Origin of the sequence: Catellatospora methionotrophica (assembly GCF_011297335.1) — a bacterium.
Classification (GTDB): Bacteria; Actinomycetota; Actinomycetes; order Mycobacteriales; family Micromonosporaceae; genus Catellatospora; species Catellatospora methionotrophica.
The window spans coordinates 1,024,725-1,044,222 of record NZ_JAAOTJ010000001.1 but is presented as its reverse complement, the minus strand read 5'-3'; the positions used below and the strand labels follow the sequence as shown (position 1 = coordinate 1,044,222).

21 protein-coding genes are annotated in these 19,498 nt (G+C 69.2%); 14 read left to right on the top strand and 7 right to left on the bottom strand.

Annotated features, from left to right (window positions below):
* Positions 1–148: 148 nt before the first annotated feature.
* Both HAV40_RS04550 and HAV40_RS04545 read left to right on the top strand, forming a co-directional pair.
* On the top strand, positions 149–763 hold the full coding sequence (locus tag HAV40_RS04550) for a DUF4304 domain-containing protein (protein WP_166379238.1): 615 nt from the start codon (positions 149–151) through the stop codon (positions 761–763).
* Positions 764–835: 72 nt separating this feature from the next.
* Positions 836–1,201: a hypothetical protein gene (locus tag HAV40_RS04545; protein WP_166379236.1), complete on the top strand. Its 366-nt coding sequence runs from the start codon at positions 836–838 to the stop codon at positions 1,199–1,201.
* Between the two features lie 599 nt (positions 1,202–1,800).
* Here HAV40_RS04545 and HAV40_RS04540 read toward each other — a convergent pair.
* Entirely contained in the window at positions 1,801–2,373 is a 573-nt protein-coding gene (locus HAV40_RS04540; protein WP_166379234.1) for a GNAT family N-acetyltransferase, read from the bottom strand.
* Positions 2,374–3,016: 643 nt separating this feature from the next.
* On the opposite strand from HAV40_RS04540, the gene HAV40_RS04535 reads away from it, so the two are divergent.
* Entirely contained in the window at positions 3,017–3,559 is a 543-nt protein-coding gene (locus HAV40_RS04535; protein WP_166379232.1) for a hypothetical protein, read from the top strand.
* Positions 3,559–4,380: an MvdC/MvdD family ATP grasp protein gene (locus tag HAV40_RS04530; RefSeq protein WP_166379230.1), complete on the top strand. Its 822-nt coding sequence runs from the start codon at positions 3,559–3,561 to the stop codon at positions 4,378–4,380. Before HAV40_RS04535 ends, HAV40_RS04530 begins: the two co-directional genes overlap by 1 nt.
* A gap of 122 nt (positions 4,381–4,502) precedes the next feature.
* Here HAV40_RS04530 and HAV40_RS04525 read toward each other — a convergent pair whose 3' ends face one another.
* Complete coding sequence (locus tag HAV40_RS04525; RefSeq protein ID WP_166379228.1) at positions 4,503–5,219, bottom strand: hypothetical protein; 717 nt, start codon at positions 5,217–5,219, stop codon at positions 4,503–4,505.
* 184 nt (positions 5,220–5,403) lie between these two features.
* Between HAV40_RS04525 and HAV40_RS04520 the strand changes: the two genes are divergently transcribed.
* The 3 genes from HAV40_RS04520 to HAV40_RS04510 all read left to right on the top strand — a co-directional run bounded on the left by HAV40_RS04520 (position 5,404) and on the right by HAV40_RS04510 (position 10,693).
* Positions 5,404–5,697 carry a hypothetical protein gene (locus HAV40_RS04520; RefSeq protein WP_166379226.1) on the top strand — a complete coding sequence of 98 codons (294 nt, stop codon included), beginning with the start codon at positions 5,404–5,406 and terminating at the stop codon, positions 5,695–5,697.
* A gap of 464 nt (positions 5,698–6,161) precedes the next feature.
* Entirely contained in the window at positions 6,162–6,506 is a 345-nt protein-coding gene (locus HAV40_RS04515; RefSeq protein WP_166379224.1) for a CU044_2847 family protein, read from the top strand.
* Positions 6,503–10,693, top strand: a complete 4,191-nt coding sequence (locus tag HAV40_RS04510) for a trypsin-like peptidase domain-containing protein (protein ID WP_166379222.1) — start codon at positions 6,503–6,505, stop codon at positions 10,691–10,693. Before HAV40_RS04515 ends, HAV40_RS04510 begins: the two co-directional genes overlap by 4 nt.
* 202 nt (positions 10,694–10,895) lie before the next feature.
* Here HAV40_RS04510 and HAV40_RS04505 read toward each other — a convergent pair whose 3' ends face one another.
* A complete protein-coding gene (locus HAV40_RS04505; protein ID WP_166379220.1) occupies positions 10,896–11,288 on the bottom strand; it encodes a hypothetical protein in 393 nt (130 codons plus the stop codon).
* 329 nt (positions 11,289–11,617) lie between these two features.
* On the bottom strand, positions 11,618–12,292 hold the full coding sequence (locus HAV40_RS04500; protein ID WP_166379218.1) for an ElyC/SanA/YdcF family protein: 675 nt from the start codon (positions 12,290–12,292) through the stop codon (positions 11,618–11,620).
* Between the two features lie 552 nt (positions 12,293–12,844).
* Here HAV40_RS04500 and HAV40_RS04495 point away from each other — a divergent pair.
* From HAV40_RS04495 to HAV40_RS04480, 4 genes are all read left to right on the top strand, one after another.
* Positions 12,845–13,492, top strand: a complete 648-nt coding sequence (locus tag HAV40_RS04495) for a hypothetical protein (RefSeq protein ID WP_166379217.1) — start codon at positions 12,845–12,847, stop codon at positions 13,490–13,492.
* A gap of 209 nt (positions 13,493–13,701) precedes the next feature.
* Positions 13,702–14,118: a hypothetical protein gene (locus tag HAV40_RS04490; RefSeq protein WP_166379215.1), complete on the top strand. Its 417-nt coding sequence runs from the start codon at positions 13,702–13,704 to the stop codon at positions 14,116–14,118.
* Between the two features lie 193 nt (positions 14,119–14,311).
* The gene (gene crcB, locus HAV40_RS04485; RefSeq protein WP_166379213.1) at positions 14,312–14,707 is read left to right on the top strand and encodes a fluoride efflux transporter CrcB; all 396 of its coding nucleotides are present in this window, start codon (positions 14,312–14,314) and stop codon (positions 14,705–14,707) included.
* A complete protein-coding gene (locus HAV40_RS04480; protein ID WP_166379211.1) occupies positions 14,707–15,102 on the top strand; it encodes a fluoride efflux transporter FluC in 396 nt (131 codons plus the stop codon). The genes crcB and HAV40_RS04480 overlap by 1 nt, the downstream gene beginning before the upstream one ends.
* A 249-nt stretch (positions 15,103–15,351) precedes the next feature.
* Here HAV40_RS04480 and HAV40_RS04475 read toward each other — a convergent pair whose 3' ends face one another.
* Both HAV40_RS04475 and HAV40_RS04470 read right to left on the bottom strand, forming a co-directional pair.
* The gene (locus tag HAV40_RS04475; protein WP_166379209.1) at positions 15,352–15,984 is read right to left on the bottom strand and encodes an NAD(P)-dependent oxidoreductase; all 633 of its coding nucleotides are present in this window, start codon (positions 15,982–15,984) and stop codon (positions 15,352–15,354) included.
* Positions 15,984–16,844: an NmrA family NAD(P)-binding protein gene (locus HAV40_RS04470; RefSeq protein WP_166379207.1), complete on the bottom strand. Its 861-nt coding sequence runs from the start codon at positions 16,842–16,844 to the stop codon at positions 15,984–15,986. Before HAV40_RS04470 ends, HAV40_RS04475 begins: the two co-directional genes overlap by 1 nt.
* 39 nt (positions 16,845–16,883) lie before the next feature.
* On the opposite strand from HAV40_RS04470, the gene HAV40_RS04465 reads away from it, so the two are divergent.
* Both HAV40_RS04465 and HAV40_RS04460 read left to right on the top strand, forming a co-directional pair.
* A complete protein-coding gene (locus tag HAV40_RS04465) occupies positions 16,884–17,351 on the top strand; it encodes a MarR family winged helix-turn-helix transcriptional regulator (RefSeq protein ID WP_166379205.1) in 468 nt (155 codons plus the stop codon).
* Positions 17,352–17,787: 436 nt separating this feature from the next.
* A complete protein-coding gene (locus HAV40_RS04460) occupies positions 17,788–18,705 on the top strand; it encodes an RICIN domain-containing protein (RefSeq protein WP_166379203.1) in 918 nt (305 codons plus the stop codon).
* A 55-nt stretch (positions 18,706–18,760) separates the two neighbouring features.
* Here HAV40_RS04460 and HAV40_RS04455 read toward each other — a convergent pair whose 3' ends face one another.
* Positions 18,761–19,063 (bottom strand): hypothetical protein, encoded by a 303-nt coding sequence (locus HAV40_RS04455; RefSeq protein WP_239086721.1) that lies wholly within the window; start codon positions 19,061–19,063, stop codon positions 18,761–18,763.
* Positions 19,064–19,187: 124 nt separating this feature from the next.
* Between HAV40_RS04455 and HAV40_RS39145 the strand changes: the two genes are divergently transcribed.
* Positions 19,188–19,442 (top strand): hypothetical protein, encoded by a 255-nt coding sequence (locus tag HAV40_RS39145; RefSeq protein WP_166379199.1) that lies wholly within the window; start codon positions 19,188–19,190, stop codon positions 19,440–19,442.
* The last annotated feature ends 56 nt before the right edge of the window (positions 19,443–19,498 follow it).

Here is a 19,498-nt window from a genome sequence, read left to right as displayed (position 1 = left end):
AGATGCTAGGCGAGGTGTGCTGATGGGCGGGGGCTGCGGTTCGCCGCAGTCGACCTGTGCCGTTCTCAAGTTCTGCTCCGCGCCGAACGTATCAGGTGTTCGAGTCCGGGACCGGTGGAGTAATGGCAGCTCCGATAGTCTCGGCCGGGTGGAACGCCTGGTCCGACGTGCATACCTCGACATGATCAAGACTATTCTCGCTCCACCGCTACGTGAACGTGGCTTCGTGCGCTCGCACGGCACATTCCGGAGGATCGACGAGTACGGCGACGCTACCTTGCTGGACATTCAGGGTTCCATGGGCAGTGGGATCAACGAGTCGATGTTCTACGTGAACGTCGGAGTATCGACCAGTCGATGGTTGAGGTTCCGCGAAGCCCAGTTCGGCGACGCGCGGTTCCGCAGCCATCCGACTGCGTCCGACGCTCGATGGCATGGACGCCTTCGGCCGCCACCTGAGCACTCCGACGGCATGCCGTGGACGGACCGATGGTCGATCCGCACGGTCGAGACGGCGGACCTGTGCGGAGCGGCTCTACGCCAGGCGCTCGAACATGTCGCATTGACGGCATCTGCCAGCTGGCTCGCGTACTGCCGCCGGATCGAACAGGCGCTGCTGGAGCGAAACGCCGATGAGGTGGTGCGACTCTGCGAGCAACGTCCGCGCCGCCCCGACACGCTCAAGGGCATCGACCAGCTCGATCGCATCACGGATGCTGAGCACTTCTACGCGCGCTGGCTGCTCGACGGGGCTCTGCCGTAACCCGGCGTCAACGGACCGGCACATTCGTCGCCTCGCCGGAGCGGAGGTCGTGAGGCATGGCAGGATCTCCGCGTGGAGTTTCAGCTCTCTGTGTCCGCCTCGCCGGACAGCCACCCATTCGACCTCTGGATAGAACCGGAGGGCATGATGTACCAGTTCCCGGCGAGGAGCACGGTCATCCTTTCATTCCGCGGCCCTGACGCGATGAAGGCCGAGATATCCCACCGATCCGACGGACTGATCGTCTGGCGTCCGGCGGACACCGAGGTCTGGGCCACCACACCCGACGGCAGCTGCGATCAGATCGCAGGATGGCGGGACCTGCCCGCGCCCGGTCTCGACTCGGGCGGTGCACCCATGACGGTCACGCCACGCCAGCTGATCGAAGACCTCTTCCACCCCGAACCTCCCGACGCGCACAGCGACGGCTCGCGGTAACAGGGCTGAACCGCAGGTGCCAGCGGGTCGAGGCCAAGCGCAACAAGCCCTCGCCCGATCACCCCACCAGGCGTCGCATCGGCGCCCGCCCCGGCCCGCAGCTGCCAGCGTTTATCGGCGACCTTGCTCTCGATCACCGGCACACCGCGCCTTCGAGACAGTGTCTAGCGCTGGCGACGCGGCATCGGTGATGCGCGACGTTCACGACGTTGCCCGCGTCGATTGTCAGGCCGCCAATGCGACAGTTCCCGGGACGGGCGTCCCATTGACACCGAGACGGGCCGCCCGCATGGTGGCGCGGGCCCTGCCGCGCCGATTGGAAGACGCCGGGCCTGCGCCAGATCAGGCCGAGACTCCCCGTGGGCAGTGTGGCTCTGTTAGTGAACGATGGCCCCATCTACCCCCCATCTCTGGCCCCACGCTGTCGCCTCGGGGATTCTTGCGAGCGAGAACTGGCCCCACCCGGGCCAGCAGCCATCACCGGCATGTCGACGCTACGCACGGTTACGGCCGAGATTCCTGGTCGGCGATCCGGTCGTACGGACTGGCGCCCGGATCGCGGCAGAACCATGCGTTGCGGCGGTTGAGCATTGCTACGGTTACGCCAGCTTGGCGAATTCGTCGGTGAGTACGGCGTACACCGCCACATCCCGGTGACCATCCGGGAACTGAACCGCCCCGCGCAGGACGCCCTCAAGGGTGAAGCCGAGACGTTCCGCCAAGCGCCGGCTGCGGTCGTTGGTGGTCAAGGTCCGCATCTCGACACGGTGCAGGCCGAGGTCATCGAAGGCGTGGCCGAGCACGGCGTTCAGTGCCCGGGTGACCAGTCCCTGGCCTTCTGCGGCGGCGTCGATCCAGAAACCCACCTCGGCACTTCTCGCGGAACTGTCGATGGCCAGATTCATCGCGCCGACCAGGCGGTGGCCGTTGTCGGCGGGAACGCCAATCGCCAGCGGAAGGCGGGTGCCGTCGAGCCAGGCATGCCCGGAGCGTTCCAAGGCGGTGCGGGTGGTCTCCGGAGTGGGCTCCTGGGAGCCGGGTGACCAGACAGCCAGGCGGACATGGTTGGCGGCGAGCAGGGCGTGATAGGCGGTGGCGATCGCTGGCGTGCGCGGAATCAGGACGGTACCGTCCCCGATCGGCCAGATGAACCGGGTGATGGTGGTCGACATGCAGCGGATCTTAAAGGTGGAATGCTGCGGACGCCGGGGATCAGTGGCCGTCCAACGACGGTCGTCAGGCCGGGCAACGCATCATCTCGACAGATCCGGACGCACTGCCCTCATCGGTAACCTCCCGGCGAGCAGTCGCCGACTGTAACCGCTGCCTGCCGCTCGACCGGCAAAGCCGGGGCCGCTACTCGTTCCCGATCGGAGCGGCCGGAGATCGACATGTGGAGCCAGAATCCGCTCCCAGGTGGGGCCAAAACTCACCCTCGCAGCCAGCAGTGATCACCCGATCTTCCTCGTCGGGCTGTGGCGGCTGTCGCAGCCTCGCGCGTCGTGTAGCCATCCGAAACCCGGCTGACTACCGGGGAAGCACCGGCAACGGCCACCGTCGGCTTCACGACGAGCTTCGCGCTCACCGTCTCGCACTTCCGACACCGCGGCGATCCTGGACCCTGCGCGCGTCCGGAACCACCTCGGTTCGAAGGCTGCGTCGTCGGCAGTCCCGGGACAGCAGACCCATTGACCGCGGGACAGCCCCGAACGGAGGGTGTTGCTGGTCCGTCAGCCACGACCGGGGACCGCGCCGAGCCCGGCACGCGGCCCTCGTTCTGCCCGCTGGCACGCCGAGTTCGACCAAGGAGTCACCATGGCTGACAACACGGCCCAGGTCCTGGAATACCTGGCCCACAAGAAGGTGCCGGAGAAATTCGTGGGGCCGGAAGTGCCGGACGGCGGTCTCCGCCTGGAAACCATCGAGCTGGTCGGCACGCTGCAGGCCGGCAACGCGCAGGAGATCCACGTCCTCAGCGGTGGCGTCGTACTGCGGCTGCCCACAGAGGCCGTACTCGCCATCGACGACTCGAAGTTCGGCCCGACCGGGTCGGCCCGCATGGTCGTGAGCACCACTGCCGTCGCCGAAGCGCGTCACCGTCTTCTACTGCTGCCCGAGATCCGCGACAACACCCCTTTGCCGGTCCTGGAGACTTCGGGGGAGCACATCGACTACGGGATCTACACCGACAAGACCCTCGAGCGGTACAAGGACGTCATCGAGAAACTGCGCCAGATGGCGCTGTCCGTCCCGGTCGGCGCCGGCAGCAACTCGGAGACCGTCTCCTTCGCCTCGAGCGCCACCGGTGACGGCAACGGCAACTCCGACTCCGACCCGATCCGCATGACGGACGACTAATGGCTTCGATCGGCCGCCCGTTCGAGCCGAAGTCGGTCACGATCGTCGCCGATGCCGACGACCTGCACGCCCTCGCCGTACATCGCGAAGTGGATCTGCTCGGATACCCGTGTGTCATCGCGGACCCGCGCGACAGCAACACGCTGACGGCCTACAGCCTGGACACCGCAGACGGGCTGTCCGTCCCGAACGCCGGGCCGGTGGCCGAGACGACGACCTCCGTGTGGTGGCGGCGTCCCCGCAAGGCGGTCGCCGGCGACCACGTCCGCCACCGGGAGTTCCGGCGCTTCATCGGGGCGGAGTGGGATGCCGCGTTCTACGGCTACCTGCGCGCGGTGGCTCTGCAGATCGTCAACGACCCGGCCGCCGAGGACCGGGCCGCGTTCAAGGTCGTGCAGCTCGCCACCGCTCGCAAGGCTGGGCTCACCGTCCCGCGCACGCTGGTCACCAACGATCCCGACCGGGCCGGCGAGTTCATCGACGCCAACGCCAGGGCGGGGCTGCGTACGATCTACAAGCCGCTGACCCCGCCGGCGTACCAGCTCGGGGAGACCCGGGTCATCGACGGAGTCGACGGCAAGCGGGACGCGCTGCGGCAGGCCCCGGTGATCATGCAGGAGTGCATCGAACGCGGCACGGATCTGCGGATCACGATCGTCGACCAGGAGATGTTCGCCGCGACGATCGAAAGCGATACCGACCAGCTCGTCGACTGGCGGCCGACCGCAATGTCAGCTACCGGCGCACCACCCTGGACCAGCAGCTGCACAGCCGCCTGTCCACGTTCATGGCCGACATCGGGCTGCGGACCGGCTCGGTGAGGACGATCTGAGCTGTCTTATCGGCCCGTCGACTATTTGCTGCGGGCCTGGGACAGTTCGCGTTTTCCACCATCGCATACGGAAAGGGTTCGCCTGATGCCTGAGGACCTGACCGGAGACTTTCATGGCTGATGGAGCTGACACACCCAGCCGAGTCGAAGTGCCATGTCCGAGCAGCCCAGAGGTATGGACCCGCCGCTTGCGCCGAGCGCGCGTCCGTGTTCCACCCCGTCGGCCCAGCCCGGATTATTGTCCATGAAGTATTCGACCAGCGGTGGTATGAGCTGGGGCCGTTGTCTGAAGATCAGCCACTCGACGATGCCGGCTGGGTTGCCACAGATCTCGACCGCTCGGGAGAAGACGATGGCCTCGGGGTGGGATGCTTCATCGAGGTACGGGATCACTCCGGTGCGAACCTTGGCGAGCCATGTATGGAGCTTGGGCAGCCGTTGCGACGGGTCGGTGAGGTTCAGCTCCCCGTCGGTGTAGTCGCCGTATCGGAATCCGTTGGCTCTGCCACTGGCGTAGCCGAGAGCTGTCCCACAGATGTAGTCGCCGCCTGAACTGACCCGGCTGGCGTTGGCCGTACGCCAGCGACCGAGCGCTGGCTCACGGACGCCGATCGCGCCTTGCGCCGAGATCCAGCTTCCACGGCGGTTGTACCGATCGGGCTGCAGCGTGATCTCCTGGATCAGCCCGTCGACCTCGCGACGGAGAAGCCGCTTGCTGGGCAGCCAAGCGAATCCCTCCGCTGCCAACTGCGTGGCGAGCCAGTCGCCCGCCGCTCGAATGACATCACGCGGTGCATCGCTGGCCTCACCCAGTGCACTTGCCGCCACCCCGACCCTTTCGTCTCCATCTCCGCGGGTGGGTAGAGGAACCTCCCCGGCTCTATCGTATGGCTGTCGATCATGCTTGCATGCTTCGCACCGGCAAGTCCAGGACGTGATGTGGTGTTGTCCAGAAGCGCGCAGCGGGATAGTGGTTGCCGGGTGTAGTGGCGTGGTGGAAGGTAGGGCTGAGATGTACGTCCTCGTTGATTCGCACATATCAAAGCCGTCCTGGGGTGTATTCGAACTGGCTGCCGGCCTGTTCTGGATGGCGTCCGCAGTCGGCCTGTATCTGGCTTCACGTCGCATCGCCCGTGGTGCCACCAAAGCGCGAGACCGGCTCGTCGGGCCAAAATATTCGAGCTGGCGATTTATCGCCGAACGGCCGAAGCTCGCTGCGGTCGTGGCTACGATGTTCTTCTCTCTTGGCGCATTCGTGATAATTCTGATTGCAGTGCAATGGATCCGCTGGTATCTGAACCACTAGCATCTTGCTGTAGCGCTGTTCAGCGACGCGGCTTACTGCTCAGAGACATGCCTGCTCGGTGGACTGCTGTCGCGTGGCTGGAGCGGCGACGCCGCGGTCCGCGAGCACGGGCTGCGGTTGGGATACGTTGACCCGTTTCAGGAATACGATCCGGTCCTGCAAGCGTCGTCGGAGCCATTTGGTAGGAATCGGCTGTGATCGACGACATCCTTCGGCTGATCCGAGTCGAGACCCCCGCAAGCCAACTGCCGCGACCTGCCCCACTCGCTGCGGTGATTGAGCCGTGCCAGCCGGCACGGCCGGGCACCTTCATGGCGCACAGCCGGTCGACGTTCCGATCGGAGCACGGCGACCAGCGACGATCGCCGCCGAAGACCCTTTAGCCGGATCGGTTGTGGCCGAACGGATACGGGCCGCTGCGGTAACGTCGGCGCGTCGATGATGCGACGACCGTGGATGGGGCCATGAACGAGCTGTTGCGGTTCGCCACCGAGGACGGCGGCGAGATCGTCGTCCAGATCGACGACGAGGAACCCGGTTTCCAGCGCGCGTCCCGGGTCACCGACGGCGTCGCCACCGCCACCGAGACCTTCGAGGGCGCGCTGCGCAGCGTGTCACACGCGGCGAGCTCGGCGCTGCGGGTGTTCCGGGAGGGCGCCCTGCACCCCGACGAGATCGAGATCGAGTTCGGCATCCGGCTCAACGCCGAGGCTGGCGCGGTCATCGCCAAGACCAGCGTCGAGGGGCACCTGTCGGTGAAACTGCACTGGTCGCGCAACCCTGCCGCGCCGGCGGGCGGCGCGCAGTGACCGCCGCCGGCGGGGTCGACGACCCGCGCGCCTACCGGCACCTGGTGCGACTGCGTGGGCGCAACGGCCGCGTCGTCGGCGCGGGCGTGCTGCTCCAGGGCCGGTACGTGCTCACCTGCGCCCACGTCGTGAACTCCAGCCTGGGCCGGGCGCAGATGTCGCAGCCCGCACCCGACGAGACCGTCCTCGTCGAGCTGCCCGCGCTGCCGGAACTGGGCGTGCTCGCCGCGACGGTGATCGGCCAGACCTGGATCGCGGCCGACGAGTCCCGGCCCGAGGACGTGACCGTGCTGCGGCTGGCCACGCCGGTGCTCGGACCGTTGGACACGCCGCCGCTGCGTACCCGGGTCCGGGTCGACAGCGACTTTCGCTGCTACGGATTCCCCGACGGCCGTGACGAGCCGGTGCTGGCGCTCGGCGCGGTCCAGGGCGCGATGGGCCCCGAGTTCGGCTGGCACCAGCTGGTGACCCACGGCGTCAACGGATACCAGATCGCCCCGGGGTTCAGCGGCGGTCCGGTGTGGAGCGACACTGCCGGGGCGGTCATCGGGATCGTGGTCACCGTCGACGGCAGGCAGGGCCGCCGGGTCGGCTGCATGCTGCCGCTGAGCCGGATCGCGTCGCTGCCCGTCATGGGCGAACTGCTGGCCGAGTCGGCCCGGTTCGACCCGACGGCCTGGCAGGCCCACTGGGAGCCGGCCGTACGCGGCACCCGGCTGCGCCCCGGCGACGACACCTGGTACTTCACCGGACGCCGGGCCGTGCTCGCCGACCTGCGGAACTGGTTCGGCACGCAGGGCCCGGAGCAGCCCATCGGCTGCGTCGTCACCGGACCGCCCGGCAGCGGCAAGTCGGCCGTGCTCGCCCGGGTGGCGACGCTGTCGTCGGCGGCGTACCGGGACCAGCATCCGCAGGCGTGGCAGGGCGCGCCCGCCGACACCGTGCCCGAGCCCGGCGCGGTGGACGTGGCGATCCACGCCCGTGACCTGGACCTGGCACAGGTGTGCGCCACGATCGCCGAGGCCGCCGGCTGCCCCGACGAGCGTCCCGAGCGGCTGGTGGCGGCGCTGTGCGCGCGGCCGGAGCCGTTCACGCTGCTCATCGACGCCCTCGACGAGGCCGTCGACGGCGGCGCGTCGATCGTGCAGGGCCTGCTGCTGCCGCTGGCGGCGTACGGCCGCCCCGGGGTGCTGCGGGTGCTCGTCGGCGCGCGCCCGCACCTGGTGCCCGAACTCGGCGGCGGGTACGAGGTCGTGCAGCTCGACGACGACGCCTACCTCGACCGGGACGACCTGCTCGCGTACACCTCGACCAGGCTCAACGCGCACCCGGCGGCCACGGGGGCGGACATCGCGGCCCTGTCGGCGACCATCGCCGACGCCGCCCACCCGCTGTTCCTCGTCGCGCAGCTGACCGTCGACGCGCTGTGCGCCGGGGACGGCCCCGCGGGCTGGACCGGTGACTTCCCGTCGACCGTGCCGCAGGCGATCAACACGTACCTGCTGCGCTCGTTCGCCCCGCAGGACGCCCGGCGCGCCCGGGACCTGCTGCGCCCGCTGGCGTACGCGCAGGACACGGGCCTGCCCACCGGCGAGCTGTGGGCGGCGCTCGCCTCGCACCTGGCCGGGCGCGACTACGGCACCGACGACGTGCGCTGGCTGCGCGACCGTGCTGCGGCGCTGCTGGCCCGCTCGGCCGTCGGCGCCGAGGGCGAGCACCACCGGCTGTTCCACGCCGCGTTCGCCGCCGGGCTGTTTCCCGACCCCGAGTCAGGGGCGAGCGCGTTCTTCGACGCGCTGCTGTCCACCGTGCCGTTGCGCCCCGACGGCACCCGCGACTGGCCCGCCGCGTCCCGCTACCTGTACCGGCACCTGGCGTACCACGCCGAGCGCGCCGGGCGGATGGCGGAGCTGGCGCAGCACCCCGGCTTCCTGCCCGTCGCGGACACCGCCGACGTGCTGCGCGCCCACACCCGATCCGGCCACGTCCTCGGCAGGGAACTCAGCCACGTGCTGGCCTCGTTCGCCGGTGAGACGACCACCGAGGACCCGGCCGAACGCGCCGCTGCCCTCGCCCTGCACCTGATGTACCGGGGACGGCGGGACCTGGCCGACGGCCTGCTGGCCCAGGCCCGGGGCAGCCGCTGGCGGCCGCTGTGGTTCACCGGCGGCGACACCGCGGCGGTCATTCACCGGGGTGCGGTGCGGGCACTGGCCGAGTACGAGGTCGAGGGGCGGCGCCTGCTCGCCTCCTGCGCCGACGACGGCAGCGTGATCGTGCACGCCATCGACCCGGCCCCCATCGGCGGAGTGCTGCGCGGCACCGCCACGCTGACTTTCGTCGCCTCCGTCGACGCGCACGTCGGCGGCGCGACCGCGCTGACACCCCTCGCCGACGAGCCCCGGCTCGCCTCCGGCGGCGCGGACGGCGTAATCCAGGTATGGGACGCCGCCACGCTCGAACCCGAGTTCTCCCTCGACGCCCACCACGGGCCGATAACCGCCCTGTGCTCGTACCGGGACGCCGACGGCCTGGTGATCGTCTCCGGCGGCGCCGACGGCGCGGTGCGGTTCTGGCACTCCTTCGACGACGACGGCAACGTCGGCATCACCAGCCGCCGCGCCCACGTCGGCGGCGTCGCCGCGCTGCGTACCGTCTGGTTCGGCGACGACCTGCTCGTGCTGTCCGTCGGCCGCGACGGCGCGCTGCTGCTCTGGGACCCCGCCGAGCGCGACGTCACGATCACGCACCGGACCGACCGGGACCACGCCGTCAGCGCCGTCGACGTCTGGTCCTCCGACGCCGCGATCCAGGTGACAGCGGTCGCGGCCGACGGCGTCGCGCAGATCTGGGACATCTCCCAGGGCGTCGACGGCGACGGCGACACCGTCACCTCGATCAGCCACCAGGTGACCACCTTCCACGCCCGGCCCGCGTTCTCGGCCGTACGGCTCGCCGCGCACCAGCACGGCCTCCAGCTGATCCGGGCCGCCGGACCCGAGGTCACCGTCACCCCGCTGGCCGAGTCCGACGACGTGCTGACCGTCGAGGGCGTCGAAGGCGTTTCGACGCTCGCCTGCCTGTACTCGGCCACCGGCCCCGATCTGCTGGTGCTCGGCGGCACCAGCGGCACCGTCCGGGTCTGGTCCTACCAGGACGGATACCCGGCCCCTGGGCGCGAGTACGCCACCGTCCCGCAGTCCGCTACCGCCGTCGCCACCGTCGAGCAGGTCGGCGGGCCGGTCGCCGTCATCGCCCACGGCGGCAGCGGCGGCTACTCGTTCCAGCACGAAGTCGGCGGGTCCGTGACCAGCACCGTCACCACGTCCAGCCAAGCCGACCGATACCCCCGGGTGGAGATCCGCCGCCTGCACGACGGCGCCGAGACCGGACCCGCCAAGGTCCTGGCCGCCCCGGCGGTGCTGCAGCTGGTGGTCGGCCGCGAGCCGTCGGGCCTGCGGCTGGGCGCGGTATCGCGGGACACCACCTGCCGCACCTGGATCACCGGCACCGAGGCGGTCGCCGAACACGGCGTGCTCGGCAAGCGCGAGTTCGCGGTGGCGGCGGCCGTCGCCGCGGGCACGCTCGACAGTCGGGCCGTGGTCGCGGTCGGCTCCCGTGACGGCGGCGTGTGGTTCTTCGACCTGGTCACAGGGCGTTCCCGCCGCATGAAGTGGTTCCAGCGCGACCATCACCCCGTCGTCATCGCCCTCGGCCGCATCGGTGACCGGGACGTCCTTGCCACCTGGGACCCGGCACACCGGGAGCGGATCCGGCTCTGGAACGCGGGCAACGGCCGGGAACTGGCCGCCGTCGAACGTACGCACACCGCGCCGGTCACCGCGTTGTCGCTGCACGACGGGCTGCTGGCCTGGGGCGGGTCCGACGGCGTCGTCGCCCTGCACCGGCTCGACGCCAAGGTCGGGGCGGTCAGCGCGGACCTGCGCCAGGCCCACACCGGGCGGGTGACCGCCCTGTGCGGTCTGCGCCTGGGCGACGAGACGGTCACGGTGTCGGGCGGTCACGACGGGCAACTGCGTTTCTGGCCGGTACGCGACGGTGCGACCTACCCGGACGCGGTCTGGCTCGGCACGCCGGTGCTCAGCACAGCCGCCGGGCCGTCCGGTCACCTCGCCGTCGGCACGGAGATCGGCCCGCTGGCCCTGCACGTCGGGCGGACCGCCTGACGGATGCGGCCGGCGGTCCGCGCAGCTCCTCGACCGGCCCCCACCCCTGACCAGGGGTCGATCCGCTCGCGGTGCCGGGATCTACCCCAGCCGCAGCACGTTTCCGAACGGCGTGACAGGGACAGGAGCGTCAGGGCCTACCGGTCGGCGGCCCGGCGCCGGTGGCACGGTGGCCACCGGCGCCGCTGCGCGCGGACATGGGTCAGAGCTTGGTCGGGTAGCGGTAGCCCTGGTCGTAGAGTTGCTGGCGGTAGGCCGCATTGCTGTCCCAGTCGGTGGGGTATGCCTGCTTGCTGTACACCGGCGCGAGGGCGACCACCCACGCCGGGGTCGGGGCCTGCATGCCCTTGAAGCCCGGGATGAAGACCTTGCCGCTGGAATGGGGCTTGCCGCTCTCGACGTGCACGTGCGCCTGCACGATGTAGCGCCATCCGTCGAGCACCACCTCGTAGGTGTAGCAGAACGAGCCGTCGAAGCTGTACTTCTGGTCCAGCGAGTCGTAGTAGTGCAGCAGGCTGTGCGCGGGCTGGGCGGCGTCCCAGGCGGCGAAGACCTCCTGGAACGTGTTCGGGGGCTGGGCTTGGGAGCTGGTCACGGTGTCCTCCTCGTCGGTGACGCCGCCCGGTGACGGCGTACGTGAGGACAGATGGCACGGCGGTGCCCTCGGATACCTCCCGTCGGTTTTCCGACGTCGTGCCTCGTCCGGCACCTGGATTCATCAGCGCAGCCCCGCCGGCAACGGGCGGCGCAGCAGTCGTGCGGCCCGCTGCGCCGGCCGGCGGCAGAGTCGATGATCATCGGTGAGGGAGGCGTCGACCGAGGTCGGCAGCGCACGCCGTCGGGTTCGACAACGGTGTTGTTGTTGCCGTCCTTTACGACATGCGTGCCGTCGTAGTCTCCGCGCCGCAGGTTCTGCGGGCTGCGTCAGGGGTAGGTGGGCGGTAGGTAGGTGGCGAGGATGTCCTTGACGCTGAGGTCGGTACGCAGGTGTCCCTTGCCGGTCTCGGCGTATGCGCCGATGCGGCGGGCTTCGCCGTCGCGGCGGGTCAGGTAGGTGCGGTATGCCGGGTCGTCGGTGGCCGCGGCGAGGGCGCCGGTGTCGATGGTGAAGCGCAATCGTGGCTCGGCGGCGGTGGCGAGCATGATCTCGTCGGTGACGCAGTGGGCGATCACGTCGAGGTCTGTGGTGTCGCTGGCGACGTTCATCAGCGTGATGTCCGGCTCGATGGCATCCAGTGTTGTCCGGGTGGTCAGGTAGGCGCGCAGGGAGTGGTAGAGCGAGGTCACCTGGATGACCGAGCCGGCCCCCGTGTCGCGGACGTAGCCGGCGATGGACTCCGCCTTGTGTCTGGTGTTCTGGGAGGTGTTGAGAACGGTGGGGACGACGCCGCCGTGCTCGCACCAGGACGTGATGGTTTCGGGGCTGATGTCTCCGGACGCGCCACCGACCACGATCAATCGTGCGCCGGGCATGCTCGGTGATACCGCCAGGTAGGTCCGGACTCCCGCTTCGACCCGCTGCCGGCACTCGACCGGGTCGTCACCCCTTTGCTGGACCGCCACCACACACGAGGACGACCCACCTGACAGTTCCAGCATCCGACATCTCCTGACATGGACGGTCCGTTTCGCTCTGTGAAACGATCATCACCCTCAGTAAGAGTCGGGGGTTTGGTGTCATGCTCAGCAAGCTCGCACCACCGCCCGCAACCCGCGTTTTTCGGTGCCCGGTGTCCGGTGTCCGTTTCTTGAGTCACCTCCACCTCGTCGGCCGTGGTCACGGCGCGAGCAGGAGCTGGCCGACGACGAGGACCGCACCCGTCGGCCCCACGCGGGCGGGGGAGTCCGCGGCCAAACGTCGGGCAGTGCCGGCTGCTCGACCCGAACCGTCTGCTCGCTACCGCGGCATGCGCTCAGGTTGGTGGGGCGCGGACCGGACGGCCGAAGATCCGCCTCGGCAGCGCCGGCCGCCGGTCGGCACGGCTCCCATGGATGGGCGACGAGACTCGGCAGGCTCCCGACATCGCGATCGAGGCATGGCGGAGGCGGCGCACTCGGGTAGGCATGGCGGCTTGCCCCGCAACGGCCCATACATGATGATTGCCTCTAAATAGACAAAACGACTGGCAGCGTCGGGTTTGAGGAGTGCACGTGGCGAACGGGTTCCCCGATCAAAATTTCCGGATCATCAATGCCGACACCGGACATTGTCTGGTCAGCCTCCACGGCGGGGTGACCCACGGGTCGCAGGACGCCGCTGACCGGTTGACGGGGGAGAAGGGGCAGATCGCGTACGCCCACACCAACGACCGGGTCCTGGGTGTGCAGAAGCCCGCCGCCGAGGAGCATGAGATCTGGTACCTCAGTGGCCGGGCCGATCCCTGGGGCGTGCCCCTCAACTACCTGTACAACAAGGTCAGCGACATCCGTTCCAACTGGGTCTTGCAGCCGGGGCGACGGGTCGCGGCTAAAGGCGACCAACTTTCGGGTATGGGCATGGGTATGGGTGCCGGTCTGGTACACCCGCTGCTGTCGCAGTCCGGCGTCAGTGACCGGCCGGCCAACCACCCGTACCGGGACATCACCGAACCGGTCAACGAGCTGATGATGTTCGGGTCCGGTCGCGACGGCGTCTGCAAGTGGCGCTCCGCCGACGGGATGATCTTCCCGCAGGACTCGCCCGACCGGGTCGTCACCCTGGCCCTCCGTGCTGCGGACGGCCGACCCGAAGCGGTTCTCGCGACCAGGGGTGCCGCCCCTAACCAGACCTGGAACTTCCCGTCCGCAGTGACCAGGTAACCTGCCACTCCAGCCCTTCTGATGCAGCTGGCAAGACGGCTGGACCTTCGTCCGCCAGAGCATCGGCTACCAGCTCGTCGACCGCCGTTACGGCAGCTGCCTGAGCGCTGCATGGCGCCAGCCCGACCAGATGCTGTCTACTGCGTGCCGTGGGTGGAACGGCGTTGAGCGTCCTGAGTGCGTGCACGGCTGAGCACGTCGAACCAGTCGTGCTGGAGGAGATGGCGGCCGAGGGCCTCGTCCGGTACGAGCCCGACCCTGACTACTGGCTGTCCGCCGAGGGCCTGCCCTACGGATACGACTGTCAGGCGCCGGATCTGGAGGTCGACGTCGGGGAGCTTGAGCTGATCGCGCGGGCCGCCGGTGCGGTCATGCGCTGTGACATCGTGCTGCACATCCTCGTCAGCGATCTCGCCGGCCGGCCGGCCCTGGCCCGCATTGCCCAGCGAGTGGCACGCCGGACCAGCGGCTGGGTGTTCGTCGAGTTCCACACCCCGCCCTCGGCAGACCTGCTCGAGGATCTGGCGAGCGCGGGTCGCTGCATCCGCGTCGGCGATGCCGTCTACCTCGACGCGGCGGCGATGACCACCTGGATCGCCCATCCTGACTTTCACGTCCTCAAATGAGCATCACGCATGCATTCGGCGTTGCCTGTCGTTTCAGAGCCACTCGTTGCGCCATGTGCGGTGAAACCGCCAATGTCGCGCACGCGAAGCGACCATGCTGGACGCGACGCTGGAGCGTGACGCCGGCAGGCGGTTCCTCGACCTAATCGGGGTACCGGCGGACAGCCTTCTGATCAGGTGAAATGGTCGGGATATGACAGTTGTTGCCGTACTGCTGGGCGGCGGGCTCGGCGCCACCCTGCGGTATCTGCTGGGTCTCGCCCTCGCGCCGCCGACCCCTCCGGACTTCCCTTGGGTCACCTTCGCGATCAACGTGGTGGGGGCCTTCGCGCTCGGCGCGGTCATGACGATGCTGACGCTCAAGCGGCTGCGGGCACCGTGGGCCAAACCTTTCCTGTCCACCGGCCTGATCGGCGGCTTCACGACCTGGTCCCACTTCATCGTCGAAGCCGACCAGCTCATCGGCGCCCGCCAGGTTGGCCTCGCCGTCACCTACCTCGTCGTTTCGATCGTCGTCGGCGTGGCCGCCGCGGCCGCCGGAGCGGCTCTGGTGGAACGACTGACCCGCCTTCACTCGGCAGGCGCCTGATGTGGCTGGGCGTGTGCATCTTCCTGGCCGGCGGCCTTGGCGCGCTGTGCCGCGCAACCCTCGACGCGTACGTGACGGCCAGGTGGCGACGGCGGGTGAGCGGGCCGTTCCGGGCCTTCCCCGCCGGCACCTGCCTCATCAACGTCTCGGGCGCCTTCGTGCTGGGCGTGGTGACCGGCTTTGCCGCCGCGAACACCAGCGGCTCCGCGCGGGACTTCGCGACCGTGCTCGGCGTCGGCTTTCTCGGCGCGTACACCACCTTCTCCACCGAAGAATGGCACACCCTGGGCCTGCTCAGAGGCAAAGCCGCCGTGGAGGCATGGAACGTGCTCGGCAGCCTGGTCGCCAGCCTTCTGCTCGCCGGGCTTGGACTGTGGCTGGGCAGCCGCTTCTGAACACGCCCGTGACGCGGGCGCAAGTGGCCGACCCGGATCACGTCTTCCCTGCCAGACCTGCTGTCCCGGCCGCACCGGTGAGACGCGGCGGGCGAGGCCGGAAGGCGAAGTGCCGGCTCGCCTTCTGACAGCTCTTGCGGGACCGGCTAGAGCCAGGTGGTGGTGACGCGTCGGACCGCCCACCCCATCGGTGTACCGGGCCAGGGTCCACAGCCTTGCGGGTTGTCCGGACGCAGTGCAGGCGTGGTGTCAGGAACCGTTGGCCACGAACGGCGCGCGCCTGAGGTACAGGCGTTGTTCCACGACGTCGGCGACAAAAGCTGCCAGATCGGCCCGGGCGATCTTCGTCTGGCGGGTGGACTCGTGCGCATGGTGCTCCACTTTGCCGGTGGCGGGGGAGTCGGTGAGCCGGGGTGGGCGGACCAGCGTCCAGTCCAGGTCGCTCGCAGCCCACACGGCGAGTTCGGCGGGCTTGTCCTCGACTACCGCGCCGCCCAGAGTGTTGATGAGGAAGCTGATCATCTTGTCGCGGCCGGACTTACGGTCGCCGGGTGCGTTGACGCCGGCGCCGCTGATGCCGACGAATCGCTGCGGGCCCTGCTCCGCCATGATCTGCACGAGCGCCCGGGCGGTGCAGGTGTGAAGGTCTGGCTGCTTGCCGGTGGGGCCGAGCGCGGACACCACGGCGTCGGCGCCGGCGGTCAGTTGCCGTAGGGCGTCGGCGTCGGTGGCCTCGCCGGTGACGACGGTAAGGGCGGGGACGCCTGCGGGGACGCGGTTGCTGTCGCGGGCCAGGGCGGTCACGGTGTGGCCGCGCTCGACCAGTGTGGTCAGCAGATGTCTGCCAGTGCGGCCGGTGGCGCCGATCAGGGCGATCTTCATCAGGTGCTCCGGGGGTTGAAGAGGTCGCGTTCGCGGTGTGCGAACTGCGTGAAGTCAATCGGGTCGCGGCCGAGTACGGTGCGTACGTCGTCGCTGAGGCCGGCGGCCATGCCCAGCCGGGCCGTGGTGTAGATCGCGCTGGTGACAGCGACCATCGGCCAGGGCATGCCAAGCCGGGTGCGGGCGTGACGGGTGTAGGCCAGCAGTCCGGGGCGGGTGTAGCGGATGGTGCGGCCGCATTCGGCTGACAGCAGCCAGGCGATCTGCTGGTAGGTCAGTGCCCGAGGCCCGGTGACGGTCCAGGTGCGCCCGGCGTGGTGCGCCGTGTCGAGTAGCGCAGCGGCGGCGACCTCGCCGACGTCAAGGGCGTCGACGAACGCGGTGGCGCCGTCGCCGGCCGGTACGGCGATCTGGTCGCGATCGCGGATGTCGGACAGATGTACGCCGGTCAGGTTCTGGCAGAAGAATGACGGCCGTACGAACGTCCACGTCATGCGGCTGGCGCGGAGCCACCGCTCCACGGCCGAGTGCGGGACGATCTTGTTGCGTTCGGCGCCCTGCAACGACAGGAACACCACGTGACGCACGCCGGCCTCACCTGCGGCCGCGACGGCCGGCAGCAGGTCCCGCCGGACGTTGCCGACCGCCGGTGGCCGCATCAAGAACAGCGACTCCACGCCCTTGAACGCGGCCGGCCATGTCGACGGCCGAGTGAAGTCGAGCACGACGCCCTCGCATCCGGCGACCGGCCCTCCCGTGCGGCTTGCCGCCAGCGCTTCGACGTCGGCAGCCGCGAGCGTCGCGGCGACCACCTTGCCGATGGTGCCGCTCGCACCGGACACCAGAACCCGCCCAGCCATGATCACCGCCTGTCAACGTGATGCATGTACCATACATGTATGTCGGAAGATGATCTGATGGCCCTCGACCGAGCGCTGATCAGGCTGCGGCGCTTCCTGGAGCCGCCGGGCACCATGCCTGACGGCGGCCAAAATGTTGATCTGTCGACACTGCTGGTGGTGGACGCGATCGCCGCAGCCCCGCAACCGGTGACGATCTCTGCGGTCGCGGATGCGCTCGACGTGACGCACTCAACCGCCAGCAGGCTGGTCAGCCGCGCAGTGTCGGCGGGGGCAGTTCAGCGTCTGCCCGATGGCGACGACAGACGTCAAGCCGATCTCGGCCTCACCAGCGACGGTGCCGCCCTGCACGAGCGTGCCGTCGGTCACCGCCTTGCCAGGCTCGCCCGGCTGCTGACCGACTTCACCCCCGAACAGACCCGGCAGTTCGCCGGGCTACTGTCCCGCTTCGCTGATGCAGCCTCCCGCCGACCGCCAGAGCGGCCCTCGCCGGGGAAAGCGGCCTGACGGCTGGTCGTGACGCCGTCGGCGTACGCCGGCTGTTCAGACCGTGGGCTGGTGCCGACTCTACGGCGAGGGCACCCCTCTCGTGGGGCCGCCGAGCGTATCTGGCGTCTTCGCGCTGCTGCGCCGCAGTCCCGCGCCTGCGGCCGGCACCGGCGGGTGGGCGGCACGACGTCGCTTTCCCCGATGCACCGCAACGCCGCCCGGGTCGCAGATGCGGCCCGAGGGGCCTCGCGGTCACTCGAACGGGTGAAACGTCCAGACACGACGATTCTCGCCATTTACGCAGCTCACGCCCCCTGGATGTTAGTAGATGATCTCGGGGCTGGTGTGCGCGCGCCCGTGCCCGAAACCGTCGACCAGAAAGATCGTTATGCCTCTGAAGTCCCACCTGAGCCGGGCCGCCGTAGGTGTCGGCGCCACACTCGCTCTCACGGCGATGTGGGCCACCCCTGCGGTCGCAGACCCCTTCGTCGGCCAAGACGTGCCCAGCACCGCGGTCATCGCCCCAGGCGACACCGGGCCCGTCCGGTTCACGTACCACAACACCGGCGGTCCCGGCCTGTTCCCCGCGTCCGGCAGTTCCGTCGTGTTCACCGCGCCGGGCAACACCACCTTCGCGCCACAAGCCACGATGCCCGGCCAGTACAGCCCGGACGGCACCGACTGGATCTCCAACAACCTCAGCCTGCGCGGCTGCGCCCTCAGCAACAACGCCACGACCCTTACCTGCGAGGCATTCGGCATCAGCGGCGGCTACAGCAGCTGGCCGTCCGGCGGCTTCTTCCGCTTCACCCCGCAGGTCACCGTCAACCCCAACGCCCCCGCCGGCACCACGCTGAGCCCGTCGGGCACCGCCGCCATCACCTACAACGACGTCAACGCCGGCAAAACCCTGACGATCACCGACGGTACGCTGACCGTCGCCACGCCCGCGCCCGTGACCGGCCGCGCCGGCATGTGCCTGGACGTCGGCGGGCGTAGCAACGGTGACAACGTCAGGATCTGGCAGTGCCTCAACCACACCAACCAGCGGTTCGAAATCGAAGGCGGGCGGGTCAAGATCGCCGACACCGTCGGCACCGCCAACGAGATGTGCCTCGACGCGGGCGCCCGCAACAACGGCGCCAACGTGTTCCTCTGGAAGTGCGCGGCCGGTAACACCAACCAGCAGTGGGTCGTCCGCAACGGCAACCTCGTCCTGAAGGACACCATCGGCACCACCGCACAGATGTGCCTGGACATCGGCGGCACCCGCAACAACGGCGACAACGCCAGGATCTGGCAGTGCCTCAACCACACCAACCAGCGGTTCGTGGTCCAACGCGGTTACCTCAAGGTTGAAGACACTCTCTGACCCGAAACCAGGCCCGCCTCCCGGCCTCGGCCGCGAGGCGGGCCAACGCTGTTGATCAAACCCTTCCCCGATCTCGCGGATGTAGGCGCCTTTGGATCCCAGTGCCAGCGCCGAAGTTGTCGGCCCATCGGTCGCCGTGGGTGGGGATCGTGACGAGCTGGACGCGCAGTCTCGGATGTGCGGTGCGCAGGTCGTCGGCGACGAGGGTGGCCTGGGCCAGAGCGAGGATGGTGCTGCGGGCGCCGAGTCGGAGCGTGGTCACTTGCCCCACCCGAGATCGCGGCCGGGCGTTGGCTATTTCTGTGGAAGGCGTGTCGCCTGATCGGATGGCACTTGTCGGCGCAGGCACTGCAGGCATTGCGCTGTCGAGTGTTCAGGCGCCTTTCTGGGCAACTGTGCCCGCCGGGCTCGGACGCTGTTCGGCGCGGTTAACGGGCATGTTCTCGATACAGCTCGGCGATCTTGGCTAGGAAGCGGTGCATGTGCGGGTCAAGATCGTCGAGTGGCATCTGCAGGACTTCCTGTGGGCTGTGCCATCCGATCGCGGTGAACTCCGCAGTGTTGATGAGTCTCGGATTACGCTGCGTCCGTGTCAGCGCTCGCACTTCCAGACCGCGGTGGGCCTGAGCCCGGCGTTCCTGCAGAACCTGCGCCGCAGACACTACGAGATCGCAATCGACACCCCGCCGGCCCGGCGGGTCGCCGCGGCGTTCGCCGAACTCGCCAAGGCGATCTGAACTGGCGCCGAACCGGAGCTTCGCCATGCACGACGATCCGCGAACGCACAGAGCCG